19 protein-coding genes are annotated in these 21,820 nt (G+C 65.5%); 7 read left to right on the top strand and 12 right to left on the bottom strand.

Annotated features, from left to right (window positions below; genetic code table 11):
• Positions 1-144 precede the first annotated feature (144 nt).
• Both A6723_RS13190 and A6723_RS13185 read left to right on the top strand, forming a co-directional pair.
• On the top strand, positions 145-1,509 hold the full coding sequence (locus A6723_RS13190; RefSeq protein WP_054910870.1) for an APC family permease: 1,365 nt from the start codon (positions 145-147) through the stop codon (positions 1,507-1,509).
• Positions 1,510-1,537: 28 nt separating this feature from the next.
• Positions 1,538-2,641, top strand: coding sequence for a P1 family peptidase (locus tag A6723_RS13185; RefSeq protein ID WP_054910869.1), 1,104 nt, complete (start codon positions 1,538-1,540; stop codon positions 2,639-2,641).
• A 196-nt stretch (positions 2,642-2,837) separates the two neighbouring features.
• On the opposite strand, the gene A6723_RS13180 is transcribed toward A6723_RS13185, so the two are convergent.
• From A6723_RS13180 to gcl, 11 genes are all read right to left on the bottom strand, one after another.
• Complete coding sequence (locus tag A6723_RS13180) at positions 2,838-3,836, bottom strand: sulfate ABC transporter substrate-binding protein (protein ID WP_054910868.1); 999 nt, start codon at positions 3,834-3,836, stop codon at positions 2,838-2,840.
• Between the two features lie 188 nt (positions 3,837-4,024).
• Positions 4,025-5,680: a mucoidy inhibitor MuiA family protein gene (locus A6723_RS13175; RefSeq protein WP_256235731.1), complete on the bottom strand. Its 1,656-nt coding sequence runs from the start codon at positions 5,678-5,680 to the stop codon at positions 4,025-4,027.
• 146 nt (positions 5,681-5,826) lie between these two features.
• Positions 5,827-6,678: an ion transporter gene (locus tag A6723_RS13170; protein WP_054910866.1), complete on the bottom strand. Its 852-nt coding sequence runs from the start codon at positions 6,676-6,678 to the stop codon at positions 5,827-5,829.
• Positions 6,679-6,755: 77 nt separating this feature from the next.
• Positions 6,756-8,003 (bottom strand): serine/threonine transporter SstT, encoded by a 1,248-nt coding sequence (gene sstT / locus A6723_RS13165; protein WP_054910865.1) that lies wholly within the window; start codon positions 8,001-8,003, stop codon positions 6,756-6,758.
• Between the two features lie 194 nt (positions 8,004-8,197).
• Positions 8,198-9,034 carry a diaminopimelate epimerase gene (dapF, locus tag A6723_RS13160; RefSeq protein WP_064979702.1) on the bottom strand — a complete coding sequence of 279 codons (837 nt, stop codon included), beginning with the start codon at positions 9,032-9,034 and terminating at the stop codon, positions 8,198-8,200.
• A 32-nt stretch (positions 9,035-9,066) separates the two neighbouring features.
• Positions 9,067-9,981 (bottom strand): urea transporter, encoded by a 915-nt coding sequence (locus tag A6723_RS13155; RefSeq protein ID WP_054911141.1) that lies wholly within the window; start codon positions 9,979-9,981, stop codon positions 9,067-9,069.
• 513 nt (positions 9,982-10,494) lie between these two features.
• Positions 10,495-11,925 (bottom strand): pyruvate kinase, encoded by a 1,431-nt coding sequence (gene pyk / locus A6723_RS13150; protein WP_054911140.1) that lies wholly within the window; start codon positions 11,923-11,925, stop codon positions 10,495-10,497.
• The gene (locus A6723_RS13145; RefSeq protein ID WP_054911139.1) at positions 11,922-13,193 is read right to left on the bottom strand and encodes a glycerate kinase; all 1,272 of its coding nucleotides are present in this window, start codon (positions 13,191-13,193) and stop codon (positions 11,922-11,924) included. The genes pyk and A6723_RS13145 overlap by 4 nt, the downstream gene beginning before the upstream one ends.
• A gap of 271 nt (positions 13,194-13,464) precedes the next feature.
• A complete protein-coding gene (locus A6723_RS13140) occupies positions 13,465-14,355 on the bottom strand; it encodes a 2-hydroxy-3-oxopropionate reductase (protein WP_024763150.1) in 891 nt (296 codons plus the stop codon).
• Between the two features lie 164 nt (positions 14,356-14,519).
• Positions 14,520-15,302, bottom strand: coding sequence for a hydroxypyruvate isomerase (gene hyi / locus A6723_RS13135; protein ID WP_054911138.1), 783 nt, complete (start codon positions 15,300-15,302; stop codon positions 14,520-14,522).
• A 130-nt stretch (positions 15,303-15,432) separates the two neighbouring features.
• A complete protein-coding gene (gene gcl / locus A6723_RS13130; RefSeq protein ID WP_054911137.1) occupies positions 15,433-17,208 on the bottom strand; it encodes a glyoxylate carboligase in 1,776 nt (591 codons plus the stop codon).
• A gap of 338 nt (positions 17,209-17,546) precedes the next feature.
• Here gcl and A6723_RS13125 point away from each other — a divergent pair, with 338 nt between their 5' ends.
• Positions 17,547-17,978: a heme-binding protein gene (locus A6723_RS13125; protein ID WP_024763153.1), complete on the top strand. Its 432-nt coding sequence runs from the start codon at positions 17,547-17,549 to the stop codon at positions 17,976-17,978.
• Between the two features lie 196 nt (positions 17,979-18,174).
• Here the strand turns inward: A6723_RS13125 and A6723_RS13120 are convergent, their stop codons facing one another.
• Complete coding sequence (locus A6723_RS13120) at positions 18,175-18,828, bottom strand: TetR/AcrR family transcriptional regulator (protein WP_054911136.1); 654 nt, start codon at positions 18,826-18,828, stop codon at positions 18,175-18,177.
• A gap of 193 nt (positions 18,829-19,021) precedes the next feature.
• Here A6723_RS13120 and moaA point away from each other — a divergent pair, with 193 nt between their 5' ends.
• The 4 genes from moaA (at position 19,022) to A6723_RS13100 (ending at position 21,788) form a co-directional block, all read left to right on the top strand.
• The gene (moaA, locus tag A6723_RS13115; protein WP_054911135.1) at positions 19,022-20,017 is read left to right on the top strand and encodes a GTP 3',8-cyclase MoaA; all 996 of its coding nucleotides are present in this window, start codon (positions 19,022-19,024) and stop codon (positions 20,015-20,017) included.
• A gap of 63 nt (positions 20,018-20,080) precedes the next feature.
• Positions 20,081-20,911 carry an ABC transporter substrate-binding protein gene (locus A6723_RS13110; RefSeq protein ID WP_054911134.1) on the top strand — a complete coding sequence of 277 codons (831 nt, stop codon included), beginning with the start codon at positions 20,081-20,083 and terminating at the stop codon, positions 20,909-20,911.
• 59 nt (positions 20,912-20,970) lie between these two features.
• Complete coding sequence (locus tag A6723_RS13105; protein WP_054911133.1) at positions 20,971-21,306, top strand: low molecular weight protein tyrosine phosphatase family protein; 336 nt, start codon at positions 20,971-20,973, stop codon at positions 21,304-21,306.
• Positions 21,303-21,788, top strand: coding sequence for a hypothetical protein (locus A6723_RS13100; RefSeq protein WP_054911132.1), 486 nt, complete (start codon positions 21,303-21,305; stop codon positions 21,786-21,788). The genes A6723_RS13105 and A6723_RS13100 overlap by 4 nt, the downstream gene beginning before the upstream one ends.
• Positions 21,789-21,820 lie beyond the last annotated feature (32 nt).

Genomic DNA, 21,820 nt, shown 5'->3' with positions numbered 1-21,820 from the left:
GTCAAGGGGGCGTAACCCCAAATGGTGATTGGCCGGCCCCCTCGCCATGCCCAGACTGCACCCCACGCAGCGCCCCGCTCAGAGGGCGCATCAAGGTCTTCGTTCCTGCCTCAGCCACCAATAACAACACGAGGAAACAACGATATGAGCGCTTCCCCTGCGCCAGCGAGCGCGCTCAAGCCCAGCCTGGGCGTGCTCGACGTAGTCGCCATCACCGTCTCGGCGGTCACCCCCGCCAGCTCCGTTTTCGTCATCGCTCCCTTCGCCATCCAGCAGGCCGGCAGCGGGGCCTTCCTGGCGTTCGTCTTCGCCGGGTTCCTGGCCCTGATGTTCGCCTGGTGTTATGCCGAGCTGGGCCGGGCCCACAGTTCCGCCGGCGGCGAGTATGTCTACGCCAAGCGCGTGTTCGGCGGGCTCGCCGGCTACGCCACCTTCCTTACCGTGCTCGTCTCGCTGCTGTTCATCCCGCCGGTACTGGCGACGGGCGCGGCGACCTACCTCAACAACGCCCTGGGGACGAACTTCGACACCCAGACCGTGGCCCTGGTGATAGTCGCCGCCAGCTACGTGCTGGGCATCCTGAATATCCGCGTGAACGCCTGGATCACCGGCGTGTTCCTGCTCTGCGAAGTAGCGGCGCTGCTGGTGATCGTGGTGCTCGGCTTCGGCCATGTCAGCCAGCCGGTGAGCGTACTGGTGCAGCCGCAGCACATCGACGGCGGGATACTGGCCGCCGCGCCCTGGGCGCTGGTGATTGGCGCCGTGGGTACCGCGCTGTTCTCCTACAACGGCTTTGGCGGCGCGGTGCTGCTGGCCGAAGACATGAAGTGCGGCGGGCGCAATGTGCACCGCGCGGTGATCTGGTCGCTGGTGCTGGTGGTGGCGATCGAGATCGTCCCGCTGACCGCGCTGCTGCTGGGCGCGCCTTCGCTGCAGGACATGATCGCCAGTCCCGACCCGGTGGGTTACCTGCTCACCGCCCACGGCAACGAAACGCTGTCGCGGCTGGTCAGCGCCGGCATCTTCCTCTCGGTGTTCAACGCCATCGTCGCCATCGTCATCCAGGTCGGCCGGGTGATCTTCAGCAGCGGCCGTGACGAGCTGTGGACGCCGCTGATGAACCGCGCCTTCACCCGCATCCATCCGCGCTGGGAGTCGCCGTGGATCGCCACGCTGTTCCTTGGCGTGCCCTCGGCGGCGCTGAGCTTCAGCTCGAACCTGGAGGAGCTGACCTCCTTCACCGTGCTGCTGCTGGTGATGGTCTACCTGGTGGTGGCGCTCTGCGCGCTGTTCAGCCGCGTGCTGCGCCGCGACCGCGAGCACCCGTACCGCATGCCGCTGTGGCCGTTGCCGGCGATGCTGGCCGTGGTCGGCGCCGGCTACCTGTTGCTCAACCTGCTGATGGACGCTTCCTCGCGGGACATCATGATCATTGTCGGGATACTGGCCGTGTCGGTGATTCTCTACAGCACCTACGGCAAGCTCAGCCCGGCTTTCCAGAAGCTCTGAAACCCTGCTCGACAACCAAGGAGACAGCATGCGCGCTCGTCAACTCGGCATCACCCTCGGCCTGGGCACGCCCGGCGAGTTCAACGCCATCACCGACGTTCCCGGCATCCGCGTCGGCCACAGCACCCTGATCGGCGAGCGCGATGGTCGCGCCGTACGCACCGGGGTCACGGTGGTCCAGCCGCGCGAGGGGGCGGCACGCCAGCAACCCTGTTTTGCCGGCTGCCATGTGCTCAACGGCAATGGCGACGCCACGGGGCTGGAGTGGATTCGCGAGGCGGGCCTGCTGACCACGCCCATCGCCATCACCAATACCCACAGCGTGGGCGTGGTGCGCGATGCGCTGATCGCCGCCGAGCATGCCGAGTTGGCCGACCCGTCCATCTACTGGTGCATGCCGGTGGTGATGGAAACCTACGATGGGCTGCTCAACGACATCTGGGGCCAGCATGTGGGCGCCGAGCAGGTGTGCGAGGCGTTGGCCGCGGCCGAGTCCGGCCCGGTGCGGGAAGGTCCGGTGGGTGGCGGCACGGGGATGATCTGCCACGAGTTCAAGGGTGGTATCGGCACGGCCTCGCGCAAGCTGCCGGCAGAGCAGGGTGGCTGGACCGTGGGCGCACTGGTGCAGGCCAACCATGGCCAGCGCCGTGAGCTGCGGGTGGACGGCTACCCGGTCGGCCGCCACCTGGGCGACCTGCCGTCGCCTTTTGCCGAACAGGGCACGCCGGGCATGGGCTCCATCGTGGTGATCCTGGCCACCGATTCGCCGTTGCTGCCGCACCAGTGCCAGCGCCTGGCGCAACGCGCCTCGCTGGGGATCGCCCGGACTGGTGGCGGGACCGACGATTCCAGCGGCGACATCTTCCTTGCCTTCGCCACCGGCAACCGCGACCTGCCGCCGGCGGACTACGGGCGCAAGAACCTGCCGTTCGCCACGGCGCTGGAGATGGTCAACAACGACCATATCTCGCCACTGTTCGCCGCCGCGGCGGAGGCGGTGGAGGAGGCCATCGTCAATGTGCTGCTGGCCGGCAAGGACATGCGCACCGATGACGGCGTACTGGTGCCGGCCTTGAGCGGGGAGCGTCTGCTGGCGGCATTGCGCGAGGTCGGTTGGAAGGGGGAGCGCTAACCAGCGGTGCTCGGTGGCTGGGCGCTCCCTGCAGGAGCGAGGGGGACGCCTGGTTCTTGCTCGCGAACGAGCTTTCCGGCCGCTCTGGTGTTGGGCGGCTTCGCGAGCAAGCTCGCTCCTACAAGTTGATGCCGTGCCATGAAAAAAGCCGGAGCTGCTGGGCAGCTCCGGCTTTTGTCTTTCTCGTACCGGCGAATCAGTTCGGGGTATAGATCTGGTCGAACACGCCGCCGTCGGCGAAGTGGGTCTTCTGCACGGTGCGCCAGTCGCCGAAGGTCTTCACCACGGAGAAGAAATCCACCTTCGGGAAGCGGTCGGAGAACTTGGCCAGCACTTCCGGGTTGCGCGGGCGCAGGTAGTTGTTCGCCGCGATGGTCTGGCCTTCGTCGGACCACAGGTACTTCAGGTAGGCCTCGGCTTCGGCACGGGTGCCTTTCTTGTCGACCACCTTGTCGACCACCACCACCGGCGGCTCGGCTTCGGCGGAGACGCTCGGGTAGACCACTTCGAAGCCGCCACGGCCGAACTCGCGGGCGATCATCTCGGCTTCGTTTTCGAAGGTCACCAGTACGTCGCCGATCTGGTTCTGCATGAAGGTGGTGGTCGCAGCGCGGCCGCCGGTGTCCAGCACCGGGACGTTCTTGAACAGCTGGGCGACGAATTCCTTGGCCTTGGCTTCATCGGCGCCGTGCTTCTGCGCGTAGCCCCAGGCGGAGAGGTAGGTGTAGCGGCCGTTGCCCGAGGTCTTCGGGTTCGGCACCACGACCTGGATACCCGGCTTCACCAGGTCGTCCCAGTCCTTCAGGCCCTTCGGGTTGCCCTTGCGCACGATGAACACAGTGGCGGAGGTGAAAGGCGCGCTGTTGTTCGGCAGGCGGGTCGCCCAGTCCTTCGGCACCAGGCCGCCATTGTCGGCCAGGGCGTCGATGTCGGTGGCCTGGTTCATGGTGATGACGTCGGCCGGCAGGCCGTCGATCACGGCGCGGGCCTGTTTGCTGGAACCGCCGTGGGACATCTGGATGGTGATCTTCTCGCCTTTTTCGGCCTGCCAGTGTTTCTGGAAGGCGGCGTTGTAGTCCTTGTAGAAGTCACGCATCACGTCGTAGGAGACGTTGAGCAGGGGCTGGGCGGCCTGGGCGGCGGAGGCCAGGGCAAGGCCGGCGGCCAGCAGCGAGGCGCTGAACAGACGTTTCACGAGCAGTTCCTTTTGGCAGTGTTGTTGGGCGTCGATTATGCCGACAGGTTATATGGCAATTAAATACTTAAAGGCTATTTGCTTATGCGGCGAGCCGTTTCCCGCGCCGCGCTGTTGCGCATGCCACGCAGAGGAAAGTTGCCCGGCAGCCTAGCAGGCCGACCGGGCAAGGGCTGCTCCGGCAGTCGTCATTCCAGCCCGCTGACTTCCAGCTCCTTGGGATACTCGACGCTGAACTTGAGGGTGGTACTGCGTTTCTCGCCCGGTTTCAGCTGCCAGTCCCACAGCAGCTTGCCATCGTCTTCGCGCCTGGCCTCCTGGCCTTCGGGCTCCAGCAGGGCGACCTTGATCTGCTCGTTGCGCGAGACCGGCAGCTGGTCCTTGAACTGCAGGCGCTGCTCGGTCTTGTGGTTGTTCTGCGCGTCGATGCGGAACTCGTAGGTGACGCGCTTGCGGCCGCCGGTGAGGCCGGTGTAGTCGGTGTAGCGGTTGACCAGCTTGCGCTTGATCGACATCGCCTCGTCGCCGCCCAGGGCCAGCTCGAAGGTCTCGCCCGGCATCACCGCGCGCAACTGGCCGCTGGCGACGAAGGTATTGCCCAGGTAGGTGTTGAGGGTCCCGGGCAACAGCGGGTAGTCGCTGGCATTGCGGGTATCGGCCTGCAGGTACGCGGCTTCGCGCAGCGACGGTGTGGCCAGGTAGCGGAAGGTTGCCGGCAGTTTGAACTGGGCGATGGAAACCTTCTGCGAGCTGCCATCGCTGTTGAGCGTGGCGCGGGTCGGGATATGGAAGGAAGCGCTGGTGGTGGCACCGCTGACTTCGGCGACCGCGACGGGCATCTCTTCCAGCGAGCCGGCCACGGCCATCTCGTCGGCGGCGAAGCGCTGGGCTTTCTTCGCTTCCATCGCCATCATGGGCGCGGCCGGTGCTGGAGCGGGGCGCGCGGCCATTACCGTGCGTGGATCGAAGGTGTCGACGAACCATGGCGACAGCGCCGGCACGCTGCTGCCCAGGTTGGGGCGAGCGGTGGACAGGGTGAGGTCGACGTCCGTCCAGTCCTCGCCGCTGCTCTGCCGGACTATGCCCTGGTAGGTCATCTCGATCTTGTCTTCGCCGTCGCGCAGGCGGGCGTCGTAGGCCGGGCGCCAGGAGGCATCGTAGAGCGTGTAGCTGAGCTGCAACTGGACTTGTGCCGGCTTCTCCAGCGCCACGCGCAGGATGGCCCGCTTGTAGTGGGTGCCGTCGCCTGCCAGGTGGCTGCGCTGGTTCTCCAGTTCCTGCTTGCGTTGCTGCAGTTCCTCGCCCTGCTGGTCGAGCTTGCGCTGCTCGTCGAGGATGCGGCCCAGGTTGCCTTCGCTCATCTGCAGCAGGTTCTTCAGTTCGTCGATGCTCGGCAGTGCCTGGTTCTTGCCCGGCTTGGTGCTGCTGGCCTGGATGTCGGCGAGGAACTGCTTCTGGTTTTCCAGCACGCTGCCGCGGTCGCTGATTTCACGCTCCTGCCGCTCGATGTCGCGCAACTGCGCGTCCAGCTGTTGCAGGCGATTGTCCTGCGAAGGCGGCGATACCTGTGGCGCGCTGCTGACGTCGAGCAGGGTCGCGGCGGCGCTGGCGCTGAGCGAGGCCTGCAGGCTGTTGTCGTCGATGCGCAGGGGCAACTGCTCCAGGGCGATCTCGTGCTGGCCGGCGGGCAGTTGCAGGGTGGCGGTGCGGGTGACGATGGCGCGATCGGTGTAGACGGTCACCGCGCTGATGCGGCTGTCGGCCACCTGCGGCGCGGCCAGCAGCGAGGTGCTGGCCAGTGCACCGGCCATGGCGAGGATCAGTGGGTGGAGTCGAAGGGGCATGTGCTCACCTCGGGGCCTGGAAGGCGACCGACACTGCGGAACGCCACCATGGCGTCCGTCCATGGCGCTTGTGACGAAGGGGGCGCAGGCAACGGGTTGAGCCTGGGTGAATTCATGCCGCGATGGGCGACGAACGGTTGCCAGGGTCAGCCCCTGGCGGTGCCATCTGCCCGTGGGAACAGCGCGTTGCCGCAGCGCGAGCAGAACGCTGCCTCGGCCTCGTGGTGGGCCTTGGCGCAGGCCGGGCAGGGCTTGTCCAGTTGCCCTGGCGGGCGTTCCTGACGCATGGCGTTGTGCAGCTCGGCGCTGAAGATGCCGGTGGGCACGGCGATGATCGAGTAGCCGGTGAGCATTACCAGGCTGGCGATGGCTTGGCCCAGCGGCGTCTTCGGAGTGATATCGCCGAAGCCCACGGTGGTCAGGGTGACGATGGCCCAGTAGATCCCTCGCGGAATGCTGGTGAAGCCGTGCTCGGGACCTTCGACCACGTACATCAGTGAGCCGAACACCGTCACCAGGCTCATTACCGAGAGGAAGAACACGGTGATTTTCTGCCGGCTGCCGCGCAGCGCGGTGAGCAGGAAGTCCGCCTGGCGCAGGTACTGGCGCAGTTTGAGGATGCGAAAGATGCGCAGGACCCGCACGATGCGGATTACCAGCAGGTACTGGGCGTCGGGGTAGAAGATGGCGATCGCTCCTGGCAGCACTGCCAGCAGGTCGACCAGCCCGTAGAAGCTCAGGGCATAGCGCAGGGGCTTGGGCGAGCAGTACAGGCGCGCCAGGTATTCGATCAGGAACAGCCCGTTGATCACCCATTCGATGTCGCTGAGCAGGCCGCCGTAGGCATGGTTGATCTCGTCGACGCTGTCGAGGATCACCACCAGCAGGCTGGCCAGGATGACGATCAGCAGCGCGCTGTCGAAGCGCCGCCCGGCTGCTGTGTCGGACTCGAAGATGATGATGTAGAGGCGCTGGCGAAAGCTTTGGGTGTCGGCCATGGATGAATCCGCAGAACGGGTTCAGTCACCTTAGCCGAGATGCGGCGGGACGGCTGGTGCCGCCCCGCCCGGGAGGATCAGGCGCGCTCGGTCGCCTGCTGCTCGTCCACATCGCCTTCGGCCAGGCAGGCCGCCGCGGTGAACAGCACGTCGGTGGAGGAGTTCAGCGCGGTCTCGGCCGAATCCTGGAGGATGCTGATGACGAAGCCGACCGCCACCACCTGCATGGCGACTTCGCTGGAGATGCCGAACAGGCCGCAGGCCAGCGGGATCAGCAGCAGCGAGCCGCCGGCCACGCCGGAGGCGCCGCAGGCGCACAGGGAAGCGACGACGCAGAGCAGCAGGGCGCTGGGCAGGTCGATGGCGATGCCGAGGGTGTTGGCGGCCGCAAGGCTCAACACGCTGATGGTGATGGCGGCGCCGGCCATGTTGATGGTGGCGCCCAGCGGGATCGATACCGAGTAGGTGTCCTCGTGCAGGCCCAGGCGTTGGCAGAGTTGCAGGTTGACCGGGATGTTGGCTGCCGAGCTGCGGGTGAAGAAGGCGGTAATGCCGCTCTCGCGCAGGCACATCAGGACGAGCGGGTAGGGGTTGCGGCGGATCTTGGCGAAGACGATCAGCGGGTTGACCACCAGGGCGACGAACAGCATGCAACCCAGCAGCACGGCCAGCAGGCGCAGGTAGCCCAGCAGCGCATCGAAGCCCGACTCCGCCAGCGTGCTGGCGACCAGGCCGAAGATGCCCAGCGGAGCAAAGGCGATGACTACGCGCACGATCAGGGTCACGCCATTGGCCAGGTCCTCGACCATTTCACGGGTTGCCGGACGGGCGTAGCGCAGGGCAACGCCCAGGCCGACGGCCCAGCCGAGGATGCCGATGAAGTTGGCCTCCAGCAGTGCTTTTACCGGGTTGGTGGCAATGCTGAACAGCAGGGTGTTGAGTACCTCGCCGATACCGCCGGGCGGGGCTGCGTCGGCACTGGCGACGGCCTTGAGGACCAGGGTGGAGGGAAACGCGAAGCTGGCCGCCACTGCGACCAGGGCCGCCGAGAAGGTGCCCAGGAGGTACAGCAGCAGGATGGGACGGATGTGGGTGCGCTGGCCTTGCTTGTGGTTGGCGATGGAGGACATCACCAGCACCAGGACCAGTACCGGGGCAACGGCCTTGAGTGCCGAGATGAACAGGTTGCCGAGCAGGCTGACCGCCCGTGCCGCTTCTGGCCAGACCAAGGCCAGCGCGATGCCCAGCAGCATGCCGATGAAAATCCGCATGACCAGGCTGGTGCCCTTGAGTCGCTGCAGGAGAGTGGGAGCTGGAAGAGTCATGACTTCTTTCGCTGCGTGAATGAGGGGAACGCACCCGTGGCCGGATGCGGAAGGGGGCGGATTATGCCGCCTGCATCCGGGAAATGCGCGGTTACCCGTCGATTGAGCGGTTCGGCGGACGTTATGCCGCAGTGTGGGCGAGGGCTCGCGGGCCGGCATTGATCCATGCCGGTCACGACGGGAAAAGCGGCAGTTCAGCCGAAGTCGGCGAAGGCTTCCGGGTCCAGGTTGATACCGGCGACCCGCTGCACGGCGCCGCGCATGGTCACCTGGAAGTCATCGTCGATGCGGATGTGCAGCAGCCCGCCAGCCAGGTGCAGCTCGATCCGTTCGTCGCACAGGCCGAGCCGGCGTGCCACCGAAGCCGCCGCACAACTGCTGGTGCCGGAGGACAGCGTGTAGCCGGCACCGCGCTCCCAGATTTCCACGCGCAGCGCATCGCGGGCGAGCCACTGGACGAACTGGACGTTGGTACGGCGGGGGAACAGCGGGTGGTTCTCCAGCAATGGGCCGAGACGGCGGGCCAGTTCGGGGCTGGTCTGTTCGACGAAGACCACGCAGTGGGGATTGCCCATGGAGACGGCGTTGATCTTCAGAGCGACGCCGTCTATTACCAGCGGATAGCCCAGCGCCTCGGGGGCATCGATCAGCACCGGAATCCTTGCACAGGCGAACTCGGCGCGGCCCATGGATACCTCGATGGTGCGACCCTCGTCGAATACCTGGCTGGTGACCGTACCGCCGGTGGTGACGATGTTGAACGGCTGGTCTGCGACCAATCCGCAATCCCATAAATAGCGGGAGAAGATGCGCAGGCCATTGCCGCTCTTTTCTGCTTCCGAGCCGTCCGGGTTGAGGATGCGCAGACCGAAGGCGCTGTCGCTGTGATTCGCCAGCAGGATGCCGTCAGAGCCGATGCCATGGTGGCGGTCGCAGACTCGGCCGATCTGCGCTGGCGTCAGGGCAAAGGGTGCCTTGCCGGCGTACACCAGATAGTCATTGCCCAGAGCCTGGTATTTCACGAAGTGCATGGTCGCGGTCCGTCGCCAGTGGAGAGCTCCGACTATACACGCGGCCCAGTGCGTTCCGTTCCCTGGCTCAGCAGCACATCCAGCAGGCGCTGGCCGAGGATCACCAGCCAGCAGGCGAGGATGAAGGGCGCGGTGAAGGCGGGCAGGCCGACCAGCGCGAAGCAGGGTTGCAGCAGCACCGCCAGGAGGATGCCGCACAGTGGCGCCAGGGGGCTGCGAAAGCGCAGCGACAGGGCGATCCCGGCCAGCGCGCCGTTCAGCCCAAGCAGTCCGGCTTGAGCGGAGGCGGCCGGTAGGCCGAACAGCGGCGCGATGGCCAAGGCGCCCGCGGCGCCGAGCAGCGCCCAGAACGCGGCACGACGATCCGCCAGCAGCAGGCCGAGGGCGATGGTCAGGCCGGCGAGCGGTTCACCGAGGAAGATCACCTCGCCGAAGCCCAGCGTCGTCGAGTCCAGCAACGCGTTCACCGTGCCGCAGGACAGGCAGGCGGTCGCGGCCGCCGGCGCGAAGCCAAGGGCCTTGCCCAAGGCGACCGACACCCAGCCCAGCAGCACGAAGGCCGAGGTATAGGCCGGCAGGCCGAAGCGCTGGCGTGACTGCCGCAACAGGACGGCCTGCACCGCCACCGAGGTGAGGATGGCGGCGATGGTCAGCATCACCAGCCCCAGCGACCACTGGAACACGAAGGGCAGCAGCAGGCCGATGAGGATCGGGTTGTAGTCGTGCAGGCCGGCGTCGATGTCCGCCTGGGGTTCGCGCACGAAGCGCGCGGTGAGCGGGCCGAGCAGGGCGCCCAGCACGGCGCCGGGCAGCAGCTGCGGTGCGGACCAGGCGATGGTCAGCAGCAGGATCAGGCCGAAGCGTGCGTCAGCCTGCAGGTAGATCTGGCCAAAGCCGATCAGCCGGGTGCGGAGCGGATGTTTCCTGGAGAGGGGATTCAGGTGCATGTGGGTACAGGGCAGGTTAAATGGGGCTCCGCAGCGCTTCGCTAGGTGTGGGGCATCGAGGCCCCATCGACGAGCAGTGCGTGAGCATTCTGTGACGCCGCCATACGGGGCTGCGCCACGGGGTTGGAAAAAGAAAAGAGGCTGCCGGCGGGATCGCCGCCAACAGCCTCAAAGTTCCATGGCCAGCATTGGGAGTTGCTGCGTGGGGGCCATGGACCGACAAGCATTCGGTGCTCATGTTTCTGCTGCTGAAGCACTCAGTAGCAAGGTCAAACCCGGACGGACGGGGACGCGGCCCCGTATTCCCGGCCCCGTCCGTCCGGGAGTGACTCGGTGCGGAGGCACGCGCGTTGGCGTGGCTCCTGAACTCGGTTGCCCTCTCCCCAGCCCTCTCCCGCAAGCGGGAGAGGGGGCTTGAGCGGCAGAAGGCGGAACACCGGAGTCACCGGCGGCGCCGAACTGCCCCCTCTCCCTTCAGGGAGAGGGTTGGGGAGAGGGGCTATCAGGCTTGCATCAAACTTCCAGCGCCGGCGCCACCGTCTCGATCCGCAGCATATTGGTGCTGCCCGGCTGGCCGAAGGGCACGCCGGCGGTGATCACCACGGTGTCGCCACGGCGCGCCATGCGCTGGGCCAGGGCGATGTCGAGGGCGGTGGAGCAGATCTCGTCGACGTGGGCGAGTTGCGCGTTGACCACCGAATGGACGCCCCAGGCCACGGTCAGGCGGCGGGCGGATTTCAGTTGCGGCGTGAGGCTGAGAATCGGTGCCTTGGGCCGCTCGCGGGAGGCGCGCAGGGTCGAGGCACCGGACTCGGTGTAGTTCACCAGCACCGCTACCGGCAGGATGCGGCTGATCCGGCGGATCGCGCAGCTGATGGCGTCGGACACGGTGGCATCCGGTTCCGGGCGGTTGATCTCCAGCGTCGCCTGGTAGTCCGGCTCGGCTTCGACCTGGCGGATGATCTTCGCCATCATCTCCACCGCTTCACGCGGGTACTGGCCCGAGGCGCTCTCGGCACTGAGCATCACGCAGTCGGCGCCTTCGCTCACGGCGTTGGCGACGTCGGTCACTTCGGCGCGGGTCGGCGCCGGAGAGAAGCGCATGGATTCGAGCATCTGCGTCGCCACCACCACCGGGCGGCCGAGCTGGCGGCAGACCTGGATGATGCGCTTCTGGATACCCGGCACGCTTTCGGCCGGCATCTCCACGCCGAGGTCGCCACGGGCGACCATGATCGCGTCGGACAGGCGTGCGATGGCTTCGATGGACTGCACCGCCGAAGGCTTCTCGATCTTGGCCATGAGGAAGGCCTTGTCGCCGATCAGCGCACGGGCTTCCTCGATGTCTTCGGGACGCTGCACGAAGGACAGCGCCACCCAGTCCACGCCCAGCTCCAGGCCGAACGTAAGATCTCGGCGGTCCTTGGCGGTCAGCGGGCTGAGCTTGAGCACAGCCTCGGGGACGTTGACGCCCTTGCGGTCGGACAGCTCGCCGCTGTTCATCACGCGGGTCTCGATGGCATCGCTGTGGGCGTTGAGCACCTGCAGGCGAATCTTGCCATCGTCCAGCAGCAGGCTCATGCCCGGTTCCAGCGCCTGGATGATTTCCGGGTGGGGCAGCATGACGCGCTGGGCATCGCCCGGTGCGTCGTTGAGGTCGAGGGTGAAGGTCTGGCCCTTCTCCAACTGCACCGCGCCCTCAGCGAAACGGCCCACGCGCAGCTTCGGCCCTTGCAGGTCCATGAGGATGCCGATGGGGTAGTTCAGCTCACTTTCCACTTCACGAACCCAGGCGAAACGCTGGGCGTGGTCGCTGTACTCGCCGTGGCTGAAGTTCAGGCGGAACAGGTTGGCGCCGGCTTCCACCAATGCGCGGATGTCGTCGCGGCTTTTGATCGCCGGGCCCAGGGTCGCGAGGATTTTTACTTTCTTGTCAGGAGTCATTTGTCGTTCTCGAGGACCAGGATGGCGCGGAAGTCGTTGACGTTGGTGCGGGTCGGTCTGGTGATCACCAGGTCGCCCAGTTCGGCGAAGAAGCCGTAGCCGTTGTTGTTGTCGAGCTCGTGCAGCGGATTCAGGCCTGCCTTGAGGGCGCGGCTGTAGCTGCACGGACTCATCAGGGCACCGGCGTTGCTTTCCATGCCGTCGATGCCGTCGGTGTCCCCCGCCAGGGCCCAGATGTTCGGTTCACCCTTCAGGTCGGCGGTGAGGCTGAGGAGAAACTCGGCGTTGCGCCCGCCGCGGCCATTGCCGCGCACGGTCACGGTGGTCTCGCCACCGGAGAGGATCAGGCACGGCGCCTTCAGCGGCTGGCCGTACTTGCGAACCTGCCGGGCGATGCCGGCGTGGACCTTGGCCACTTCGCGGGACTCACCTTCCAGGTCGCCCAGGATCAGCGTGGGGATGCCTGCGGCTTCGGCCTTGGCCGCCACGGCGTCGATGGCATGCTGGGGCGTGGCGATCAGCTTGAAGTGGCTGCGCGACAGGCACTCGTCACCGGGCTTTACCGTTTCCGAACGCGGGTCTTCCAGCCAGGCGCGCACGTTTGCCGGGACTTCGATGGCGTAGCGCTTGAGGATCGCCAGCGCGTCGGCCGAGGTAGTCGGGTCGCCCACCGTGGGGCCGGAGGCGATCACCGTGGCCTCGTCGCCGGGCACGTCGGAAATCGCGTAGGTGTATACGCTGGCCGGCCAGCAGGCGCGGGCCAGGCGGCCGCCCTTGATGGCCGAGAGGTGCTTGCGCACGCAGTTCATTTCGTTGATCGCGGCGCCGGATTTCAGCAGCGCCTTGTTCACGCTGCGCTTGTCGTCGAGGCTGATGCCTTCGGCCGGCAGGGCGAGCAGGGCAGAGCCGCCGCCGGAGAGCAGGAAGATCACCCGGTCGCTTTCGGTCAGGCCACTGATCAGCTCCAGCACTCGACGCGCAACGCGCTCGCCAGCGTCGTCCGGTACCGGGTGCGAGGCCTCCACCACTTCGATGCTGCGGCACTGCGCGCCGTAGCCGTAGGGCGCGACGACCAGGCCTTCGACCTGACCGTTCCAGTGTTGCTCGGCGACTTCGGCCATGGCCCCGGCGGCCTTGCCGGCGCCGATGACGATGGTGCGGCCACCTTTATCGGTGGGCAGGTGCTGCGCCAGTACCTGGGCCGGATGCGCGGCGGCAATAGCGGTGTCGAACAGCTCGCGCAGGAAGGCGCGTGGGTCCAGGCTCATGACAGGCTCCCGTGATTCTTGTTGTGGTGTATCCATGGCTCAATCTCCTTGGCAAAGGAGACTCAGCGATGGATTCGAACGCCCCGGCCGGCAAGGCCGTGATTCCCACCGGCCGGGTGTTCGAGTCGCTTTGCAGCATGGCGGGCGACGCCACTCCCATAACCTCGCCCGTCACCTTGCTCTTGCTGGCGGATAACGCCGTTGGCGTTATGCGCCCTACGTTGGAGTTCCTCGTAGGGCGCATAAAGCGGAACGCTTTATCCGCCGCCTCTCAATCCTTGCGGATGGAGAAGTTGGCCATGTGCTCCAGGCCCTTGATCAGGCCGGAGTGGTCCCAGTTGCTGCCGCCGATGGCCGCGCAGGTGCTGAACACTTGCTGGGCGTTGGCGGTGTTGGGCAGGTTCAGGCCCAGTTCGCGCGCGCCGGCCAGGGCCAGGTTGAGGTCCTTCTGGTGCAGGCTGATGCGGAAGCCCGGATCGAAGGTGCCCTTGACCATGCGGTCGCCGTGCACTTCGAGGATGCGCGAGGAGGCGAAGCCGCCCATCAGCGCTTCACGCACCTTGGCCGGGTCCGCGCCATTCTTGGCGGCGAACAGCAGGGCTTCGGCGACGGCCTGGATGTTCAGGGCGACGATGATCTGGTTGGCCACCTTGGCGGTCTGGCCATCGCCATTGCCGCCGACGCGGGTGATGTTCTTGCCCATGGCCTGGAACAGCGGCAGGGCGCGTTCGAAGGTGTTCGGGCAGCCGCCGACCATGATGCTCAGGGACGCGGCCTTGGCACCGACTTCACCGCCGGAAACCGGGGCGTCCAGGTACTGCGCGCCAGTGGCCTTGATCTTCTCGGCGAAGGTCTTGGTGGCGGTGGGGGAGATCGAACTCATGTCGATCACCACCTTGTTCGGGCCCACACCCTCGGCGATGCCGTCCTTGCGGAACAGCACGTCTTCGACCTGCGGGGTGTCCGGGACCATCACGATGATGAACTCGGCTTCCTGGGCGACTTCCTTGGGGTTGGCCAGGCCGATGGCGCCGGCTTCGACCAGAGCGGCAGGCGCTGCATCGTGGTGGGTGGAAACGAAGATCTGGTGACCGGCTTTCTGCAGGTTCTGCGCCATGGGCAGGCCCATGATGCCGGTGCCGATGAATCCGATTTTGGCCATGAGGAAATCTCCTGGTTGTTCTTGTTGGGCTTTCGACTTCCTGCGTACCCAGAGAGTCGATGTGCAGGCCGTAGGATGGGTGGAGCTTGCGATACCCATCACCAAGCGGTGCCGGGATTGATGGGTATCGCTTCGCTCCACGCCATCCTACGAAGTGAGTCAGGTCACACGACGTTGTGGCTCTTCAGCCAGCCGAGGCCAGCTTCGGTGGTGGTCTTGGGCTTGTATTCGCAGCCGACCCAGCCGCGGTAACCGACGCGGTCCAGGTGGTCGAACAGGAAGCGGTAGTTGATCTCGCCGGTGCCCGGCTCGTGGCGGCCGGGGTTGTCGGCCAGTTGCACGTGGTTGATCGAGGCGAGGTTCTTCTCGATGGTCCGCGCCAGGTCACCTTCCATGATCTGCATGTGGTAGATGTCGTACTGCAGGAACAGGTTGGCGCTGCCGACCTTCTCGCGGATGTCCTGGGCCTGCCGGGTGGTTTGCAGGTAGAAGCCGGGAATGTCGATCGTGTTGATCATTTCCATGACCAGCTTGATGCCCGCGGCTTCGAGCTTGCCGGCTGCGTACTCCAGGTTGTTCAGGAAGGTGTTCTCGATGGTCGCGCAGTCGTAGCCCTGCGGACGGATACCGGCCAGGCAGTTGACCTGGGTGTTGCCCAGGACCTTGGCGTAGGCGATGGCCTTGTCGACACCGGCGCGGAATTCCTCGACGCGGTCCGGGTGGCAGGCGATGCCGCGCTCGCCTTTCGACCAATCGCCCGCCGGAAGGTTGAACAGCACTTGCTCGAGCTTGTTGGCGTCCAGGCGGGCCTTGATCACCTCGGCCTCGACGTCATACGGGAAAAGGTACTCGACACCGCTGAAACCGGCGCGTGCGGCGGCGTCGAAGCGGTCGAGGAAGTCCACCTCGGTGAACAGCATGGACAGGTTGGCGCAGAAACGGGGCATGGGGTCACTCCTGTTGAACGGGTGGTGCGTGGTGCTCGGCTTCTTCTAAAGAGAGCAGGGGGTGGGGGACTCCCCGCCAGGAAATGTCCACCCCCAGCTCCTCCCCGCAGGGAGGAGTCGTTCGGTTCTATCAGTCGAGCAGCGAGATGGCAGTCGGCGCGTCGACGCCTTTCAGAGCCAGCTCTTCGAACTCGTTGACCGCGTTGATCTCGGTGCCCATGGAGATGTTGGTGACACGCTCCAGGATGACCTCGACCACCACCGGTACACGGTGCTGCTGCATCAGCTCGCGGGCCTGGGCGAAGGCCGCGCCGATCTGGTTCGGGTCGGATACACGGATCGCCTTGCAACCCAGACCTTCCACCACGGCGACGTGGTCGACGCCATAACCGTTGAGCTCCGGCGCGTTGACGTTCTCGAACGCCAGCTGAACGCAGTAGTCGATCTCGAAACCGCGCTGTGCCTGGCGGATCAGGCCCAGGTAGGAGTTGTTCACCAGCACGTGGATGTACGGCAGGTTGAACTGTGCACCGGCGGCCAGCTCTTCGATCATGAACTGGAAGTCATAGTCGCCCGACAGTGCGACGACCTGGCGGCTCGGGTCGGCCTTGACCACGCCCAGCGCTGCCGGAATGGTCCAGCCCAGCGGGCCGGCCTGGCCGCAGTTGATCCAGTGACGCGGCTTGTACACGTGCAGGAATTGCGCGCCGGCGATCTGCGACAGACCGATGGTGCTGACGTAGCAGGTGTCCTTGCCGAAGAACTCGTTCATCTCTTCGTAGACGCGCTGCGGCTTGACCGGCACGTTGTCGAAGTGGGTCTTGCGCTGCATCGTGCGCTTGCGCTCGCGGCAGGATTCGACCCAGGCGCTGCGGTCCTTGAGCTTGCCGGCAGCTTTCCATTCGCGGGCCACTTCCAGGAACACGTCCAGGGCGGAGCCGGCGTCGGAGACGATGCCCAGGTCCGGGGTGAATACGCGGCCGATCTGGGTCGGCTCGATGTCCACGTGGACGAACTTGCGGCCAGCGGTATAGACGTCGACCGAGCCGGTGTGGCGGTTGGCCCAGCGGTTGCCGATGCCGAACACCATGTCCGATTCCAGCACGGTGGCGTTGCCGTAGCGGTGCGAGGTCTGCAGGCCGCACATGCCGGCCATCAGCGGGTGATCGTCGGGGATGGTGCCCCAGCCCATCAGGGTCGGGACTACCGGCACGCCGGTCAGCTCGGCGAATTCCACCAGCTTGTCGGATGCGTCGGCGTTGATGATGCCGCCGCCGGCGCAGATCAGCGGACGCTCGGCGTCGTTCAGCAGGGCCAGGGCTTTTTCGGCCTGGGCGCGGGTGGCCTTGGGCTTGTTGACCGCCAGCGGCTCGTAGGCGTCGATATCGAATTCGATCTCGGCCATCTGCACGTCGAACGGCAGGTCGATCAGCACCGGGCCGGGACGGCCACTGCGCATTTCGAAGAAGGCCTTCTGGAAGGCGTAGGGCACCTGGCCCGGCTCCAGCACGGTGGTCGCCCACTTGGTGACCGGCTTGACGATGCTGGTGATGTCCACGGCCTGGAAGTCTTCCTTGTGCATGCGCGCACGGGGAGCCTGGCCGGTGATGCAGAGAATCGGGATGGAGTCGGCGGAAGCCGAGTACAGGCCGGTGACCATGTCGGTGCCGGCGGGGCCGGAGGTGCCGATGCACACGCCGATGTTGCCGGCGTTGGTGCGGGTGTAGCCCTCGGCCATGTGCGAGGCGCCTTCCACGTGGCGGGCCAGGACGTGATCGATGCCACCGAGTTTCTTCATGGCCGCGTACATGGGGTTGATGGCGGCGCCCGGTACGCCGAAGGCGGTATCGACACCTTCGCGACGCATGACGAGTACGGCAGCCTCGATTGCTCTCATTCTGGCCATATTTTGTTCCTCGGTTCTTATACTGATTGTGTACAAAAGTTGAGGCGATTCTAGGCAGGCAATTCGACGAAGGTCAAGACGGGTTGTATACGATGGACTGAGCGGTCATTTTTAGCTGAAAGCCTTCTGCTGCGCTGCTTTCGGAGAAAACCTGAACGAAGGGTCAAACTATCGTTTGAAAAAATGTATACAAAAATTGATGAAGATTGTCCTTTTAAGTTGCTTTGGGTGAGACCTTCGGCTACTAGATTGCGTACAGATTTCTGATACGCGTGTGTGCAGCATTCATCGGTGCGCACAGCGTGACCCGGCTTATCACCCTTGAAGAGGAAAACCTCATGACCACCCTGAGCCTGGAAACCGCACTGGACATCACCCGTCACGCCCTGGTCGCCAGCCGCGAGCTGTCCACTGCGCCGCTGACCATCGCTGTGCTGGACGCTGGCGGGCATCTGTTGAGCCTGCAGCGCGAGGATGGCGCGAGCATGCTTCGCCCGCAGATCGCCATCGGCAAGGCGTGGGGCGCGGTGGCGCTGGGCAAGTCGTCGCGCGTGCTGGCGGCGGACGCTCAGCAGCGCCCCTCGTTCATTGCGGCAGTGAATACGCTGGCGCAGGGCAACGTGGTGCCGGCGCCGGGTGGCGTGCTGATCCGCAATTCGGCCAATGAAGTGATCGGCGCCATCGGCATCAGCGGCGATGTGTCGGATATCGATGAGCAGTGCGCTATCCGCGGCGTTCAGGCGCTGGGCCTGGTCGCGGACGCGGGCTGATCGAAGACGGGAAGGGCGCGCGTTCGTCGTGCGCCTGGACGAACTTGTAGGAGCGAGCCTGCTCGCGAGCCTCCATTAACACCGGACGTTTCAGGTGTGAAGCGGGTTCGCGAGCAAGCTCGCTCCTACGCGTTTCCGGGGTGCCAGTAGGATGGGTGGAGCGAAGCGATACCCATGCTGCAACAGTTGAAAACGCTTAGATCGAGAGCGGCCGCAAACGCCCCTGCGCCTTCGGCTCGCTGCCGTTGTCCGGCGCGGTGCCGCGCAGCACCAGACGAGTGATGGTCTCGGTGGCCGCTTCGAAATCCGCATCGCTCAGGCTGGTCTTGCCGGTGACCATGGAGATCTGCCAGTCGAAATCGGCATAGGTCTGCGTTGCCGCCCAGATGGTGAACAGCAGGTGGTGCGGGTCCACCGGTGCCAGCAGGCCGCGGTCGATCCAGCTCTGCAGGCAGGCGATGTTGCGTTGGGCCTGCGCGTTCAGTTCATCCAGGTATTCCTTGGGCAGGTGCGGCGCACCGTGCATCAGCTCGCTGGCGAACACCTTGGACGCGTGCGGCAGCTCCTGGGAAATCTTCACCTTGGAGCGGATATAGGCGCGCAGCGCTTCGCTCGGCTCGTCGTCCTCGCGGAACGGCGCAGACGCCTGCAGCAAGGGTTCCACCACGCTTTCCAGCACGCTGCGGTAGAGGTTTTCCTTGGACTGGAAGTAGTAGTAGACGTTGGGCTTGGGCAGCCCGGCGCGAGCGGCGATGTCGCTGGTCTTGGTCGCCGCGAACCCCTTCTCGGCGAACTCCTCGCTGGCTGCGCGCAGGATCAGGCGCCGGTTACGCTCGCGAATGCTGGTCATTGGCTGGTCTTCTTTCTTGTATTGCGTGGTCACCAAATATAAGCCGGGCATGGTAGCACCGGGCTCCGGAAGCCCTCAACTCAGGCGCTTGTACGCATTTTCCTGACTCGCGGGTCGGTTTTCTGTGTACAGCGGCAAGGTTCTGCGGTATTTCTAGCGCACTTTCGTTCGGCACCTGCCATCCGGAACTTCCATGTCCGATTCCCAGTTGGTCGACCCCTTTGGTCGACGTATCACCTACCTGCGCCTGTCGGTCACCGACCGCTGCGATTTCCGCTGCACCTACTGCATGAGCGAAGACATGCAGTTTTTGCCGCGCGACCAGGTATTGAGCCTGGAAGAGCTCGAAGCCGTCGCCGACGCCTTCATCGGCTTGGGTGTGAAGCGCATTCGCATCACCGGCGGCGAGCCGCTGGTGCGCAAGGGGCTGACCGGGCTGCTGGCCAGGCTGGGCGCGCGGCCGGAGCTGGAAGACCTCTCCATCACCACCAATGGCTCGCAACTGCGCGAGCGCGCCGCCGAACTGCGGGCGGCGGGTGTGCGCCGCCTGAACATCAGCCTCGACTCCCTGCGCCGCGAGCGCTTCGCCGCCTTCACCCGTTCCGACAAGCTGGAGCAGGTGCTCGATGGTATCGACGCTGCGAGAGAGGCCGGCTTCGAGCGCATCAAGCTCAATGCCGTGGTGCAGAAGGGCCGCAACGACGACGAGGTTTGCGACCTGGTGGAGTTTGCCCTGGGCAAGGGCATCGACATCAGCTTCATCGAAGAGATGCCGCTGGGCACTGTCAGCAGCCACGAGCGCAAGCAGACGCTGTGCAGCAGCGATGAAGTCCGCGCGCAACTTGCCGAGCGCTGGCAGTTGCTGCCCTCGCCCGAGCGCAGCGGCGGGCCTTCGCGCTACTACCGCATCGACGGTTACGCCAGCCGCATCGGCTTCATCTCCCCGCACAGCCATAACTTCTGTGGCGACTGCAATCGGGTACGGGTGACCGCCGAAGGCAAGCTGGTGCTTTGCCTTGGCCATGAGGGCGCGCTGGACCTGCGCCAACTGCTGCGCGAACACCCCGGCGACAGCGTGCGCCTGCGCGAGGCGCTGATGCGCGCGCTGCAACTCAAGCCTGAGCGCCACCATTTCGAAGCGGATCAGCAAGTACAGGTGCTGCGCTTCATGAGCATGACCGGCGGCTGAGTCCGCCACGGCGGGTTGCCTGACCTGCCCGATAGAACAACAACACGTCACAAGGAGAGTCGTTTGAAGCTCAAGGCCTTCTGCTGGGCGCTCGCCAGCATCCTGTCCCCCGTCATTTCTGCTCCTGTCGTGGCGCAGACCTACGTGGTCGGCGTCGAGAACCTTCCCTTCGCTCCGCACTACAGCACCGATGCCCAGGGCAATTACCAGGGCTTCGCCCGCGATGTGCTAGACCTGTTCGCCAGCAGCAGCGGCATCAGCCTGGAATACCGCCCGCTGCCAGTGGATGCGCTGTTGCCGGCGCTGCTTTCCGGCGAGGTCGATCTCAAGTATCCCGATAACCCCGACTGGGCTCCGGAGCAGAAGGCCGGCAAGACCCTGCGCTATAGCCAGCCGGTGACGCAGTACGTCGATGGCGTGCTGGTGGCGCCGGAGCGACTGGGGCAGGGCATCGGCGCACTGAAGCGGCTGGCGCTGGTGGAGGGTTGGACGCCGCGGGGCTACGAGGCGCCGATCCAGGCCGGGCAGATCAGCCTGGCGCCCAGTGCTGACCTGCGGCAGATGGTTCATACCGCGCTGAAGAAACAGGCCGACGGCGCCTACTTCAACGTGGTGGTCGCCACTTACTACCTGGACAACATTCGCGCCAAGCCCGGCGCGCTGGTGTTCGATCCTTCGCTGCCGCACACCCGCAGCACGTTCCACCTGTCCACGGTGAAGCAGGGCGAACTGATCCAGCGCTTCGACCGCTTCCTAGTTGACCATGCCAAGGAAGTCGCCGCGCTCAAGGCCAAGTACGGCGTCGAGGCGAGCCTGGACTCCGAGCACCTGGGCGTCGAGCAGTGGAAGGTCGATTTCCTCGAGCGACAGAAAGCGAAACAGAAGTCGCCGTAAGTTGCCATCTTCCCTAGAATCGCCGCTGTCGTTTGCGCGCCAGCCGTAGGGAGGATGAAGTGCGCCGCGCTTTGTTCATCTGTAGCCGCAACCGCTTGCGCAGTCCCACTGCCGAAGCTGTCTTCGCCAACTGGCCGGAGGTCGAGACCGACTCCGCCGGGCTGGCGCCGGACGCGGAGGTTCTAGTGGGCGTCGAGCAGTTGGAGTGGGCTGATCTGGTGTTCGTCATGGAGCGCAGGCAGCGACAGGCACTGCTGCGCCGATTCCCCATGGCGATGCGCGGCAAGCGCCTGGTATGCCTGGATATCCCCGATGACTACGACTACCTGCAACCGGAGCTGGTGCGGATTCTCGAGCACAAGGTCGGGCCATTCCTGCTGCAGGCTCAGGCGTGAGCGAAGTTCGCATTGCGCTCCGGGATGCAGTGCTGGTCTGCCCGGGGTTCCGCATCCAGGCCCAGACTGAGCCTTCGCTGGAGATCGATGGCGACCTGCTCTGGGCGCTGGAGCAGCCGCAATGGTGCGAGCTGGCCGTGTCGCTGGAAGAGCGCGATGGCGTGTTGTGGATTGTGCCGGTCCCGCTCGCGCAGCAGGCGGGGTTCGATCCGCAGCGGGTGATCGGCTGGCGTGATGAGCCTGTGCGCATCGTGCAGCCCGAAGGTGTCGAGGATGCCGAGGCCGCCATCCATTGGTGGCGCGGCGGGGCGGTCGAGGACGTGCGCGGGCGCGTCAGTCATCATCCCTGGGGGCGCCTGCTGCGTCTTGAGGGGCCGGGGATCGGCCCCGAGCACATTCTCTTTCCCCGTGGTCACGGCTGCGTCTACCTCGGTCATCTGGACACGGACTGGCGCCAACTGCGGATCGAGCCGATTTCCTGAGCTCGGCGCACCCCAATATTTCCGGAACCGAA

The organism is Pseudomonas sp. AU11447 (assembly GCF_001672555.2).
Lineage (GTDB): Bacteria > Pseudomonadota > Gammaproteobacteria > Pseudomonadales > Pseudomonadaceae > Pseudomonas > Pseudomonas nitroreducens.
This window is presented reverse-complemented; position numbering and strand designations above follow the sequence as displayed.

Coding starts and splice junctions, on each gene's coding strand:
- A6723_RS13125 (WP_024763153.1), top strand. CDS start 17,547: ATGACCACCCTGAGCCTGGAAACCGCACTGGACATCACCCGTCACGCC.
- A6723_RS13120 (WP_054911136.1), bottom strand. CDS start 18,828: ATGACCAGCATTCGCGAGCGTAACCGGCGCCTGATCCTGCGCGCAGCC.
- A6723_RS13170 (WP_054910866.1), bottom strand. CDS start 6,678: ATGGCCGACACCCAAAGCTTTCGCCAGCGCCTCTACATCATCATCTTC.
- A6723_RS13190 (WP_054910870.1), top strand. CDS start 145: ATGAGCGCTTCCCCTGCGCCAGCGAGCGCGCTCAAGCCCAGCCTGGGC.
- sstT (WP_054910865.1), bottom strand. CDS start 8,003: ATGACTCTTCCAGCTCCCACTCTCCTGCAGCGACTCAAGGGCACCAGC.
- A6723_RS13175 (WP_256235731.1), bottom strand. CDS start 5,680: ATGCCCCTTCGACTCCACCCACTGATCCTCGCCATGGCCGGTGCACTG.
- A6723_RS13140 (WP_024763150.1), bottom strand. CDS start 14,355: ATGGCCAAAATCGGATTCATCGGCACCGGCATCATGGGCCTGCCCATG.
- pyk (WP_054911140.1), bottom strand. CDS start 11,925: ATGACTCCTGACAAGAAAGTAAAAATCCTCGCGACCCTGGGCCCGGCG.
- A6723_RS13145 (WP_054911139.1), bottom strand. CDS start 13,193: ATGAGCCTGGACCCACGCGCCTTCCTGCGCGAGCTGTTCGACACCGCT.
- moaA (WP_054911135.1), top strand. CDS start 19,022: ATGTCCGATTCCCAGTTGGTCGACCCCTTTGGTCGACGTATCACCTAC.
- hyi (WP_054911138.1), bottom strand. CDS start 15,302: ATGCCCCGTTTCTGCGCCAACCTGTCCATGCTGTTCACCGAGGTGGAC.
- A6723_RS13185 (WP_054910869.1), top strand. CDS start 1,538: ATGCGCGCTCGTCAACTCGGCATCACCCTCGGCCTGGGCACGCCCGGC.
- A6723_RS13155 (WP_054911141.1), bottom strand. CDS start 9,981: ATGCACCTGAATCCCCTCTCCAGGAAACATCCGCTCCGCACCCGGCTG.
- dapF (WP_064979702.1), bottom strand. CDS start 9,034: ATGCACTTCGTGAAATACCAGGCTCTGGGCAATGACTATCTGGTGTAC.
- gcl (WP_054911137.1), bottom strand. CDS start 17,208: ATGGCCAGAATGAGAGCAATCGAGGCTGCCGTACTCGTCATGCGTCGC.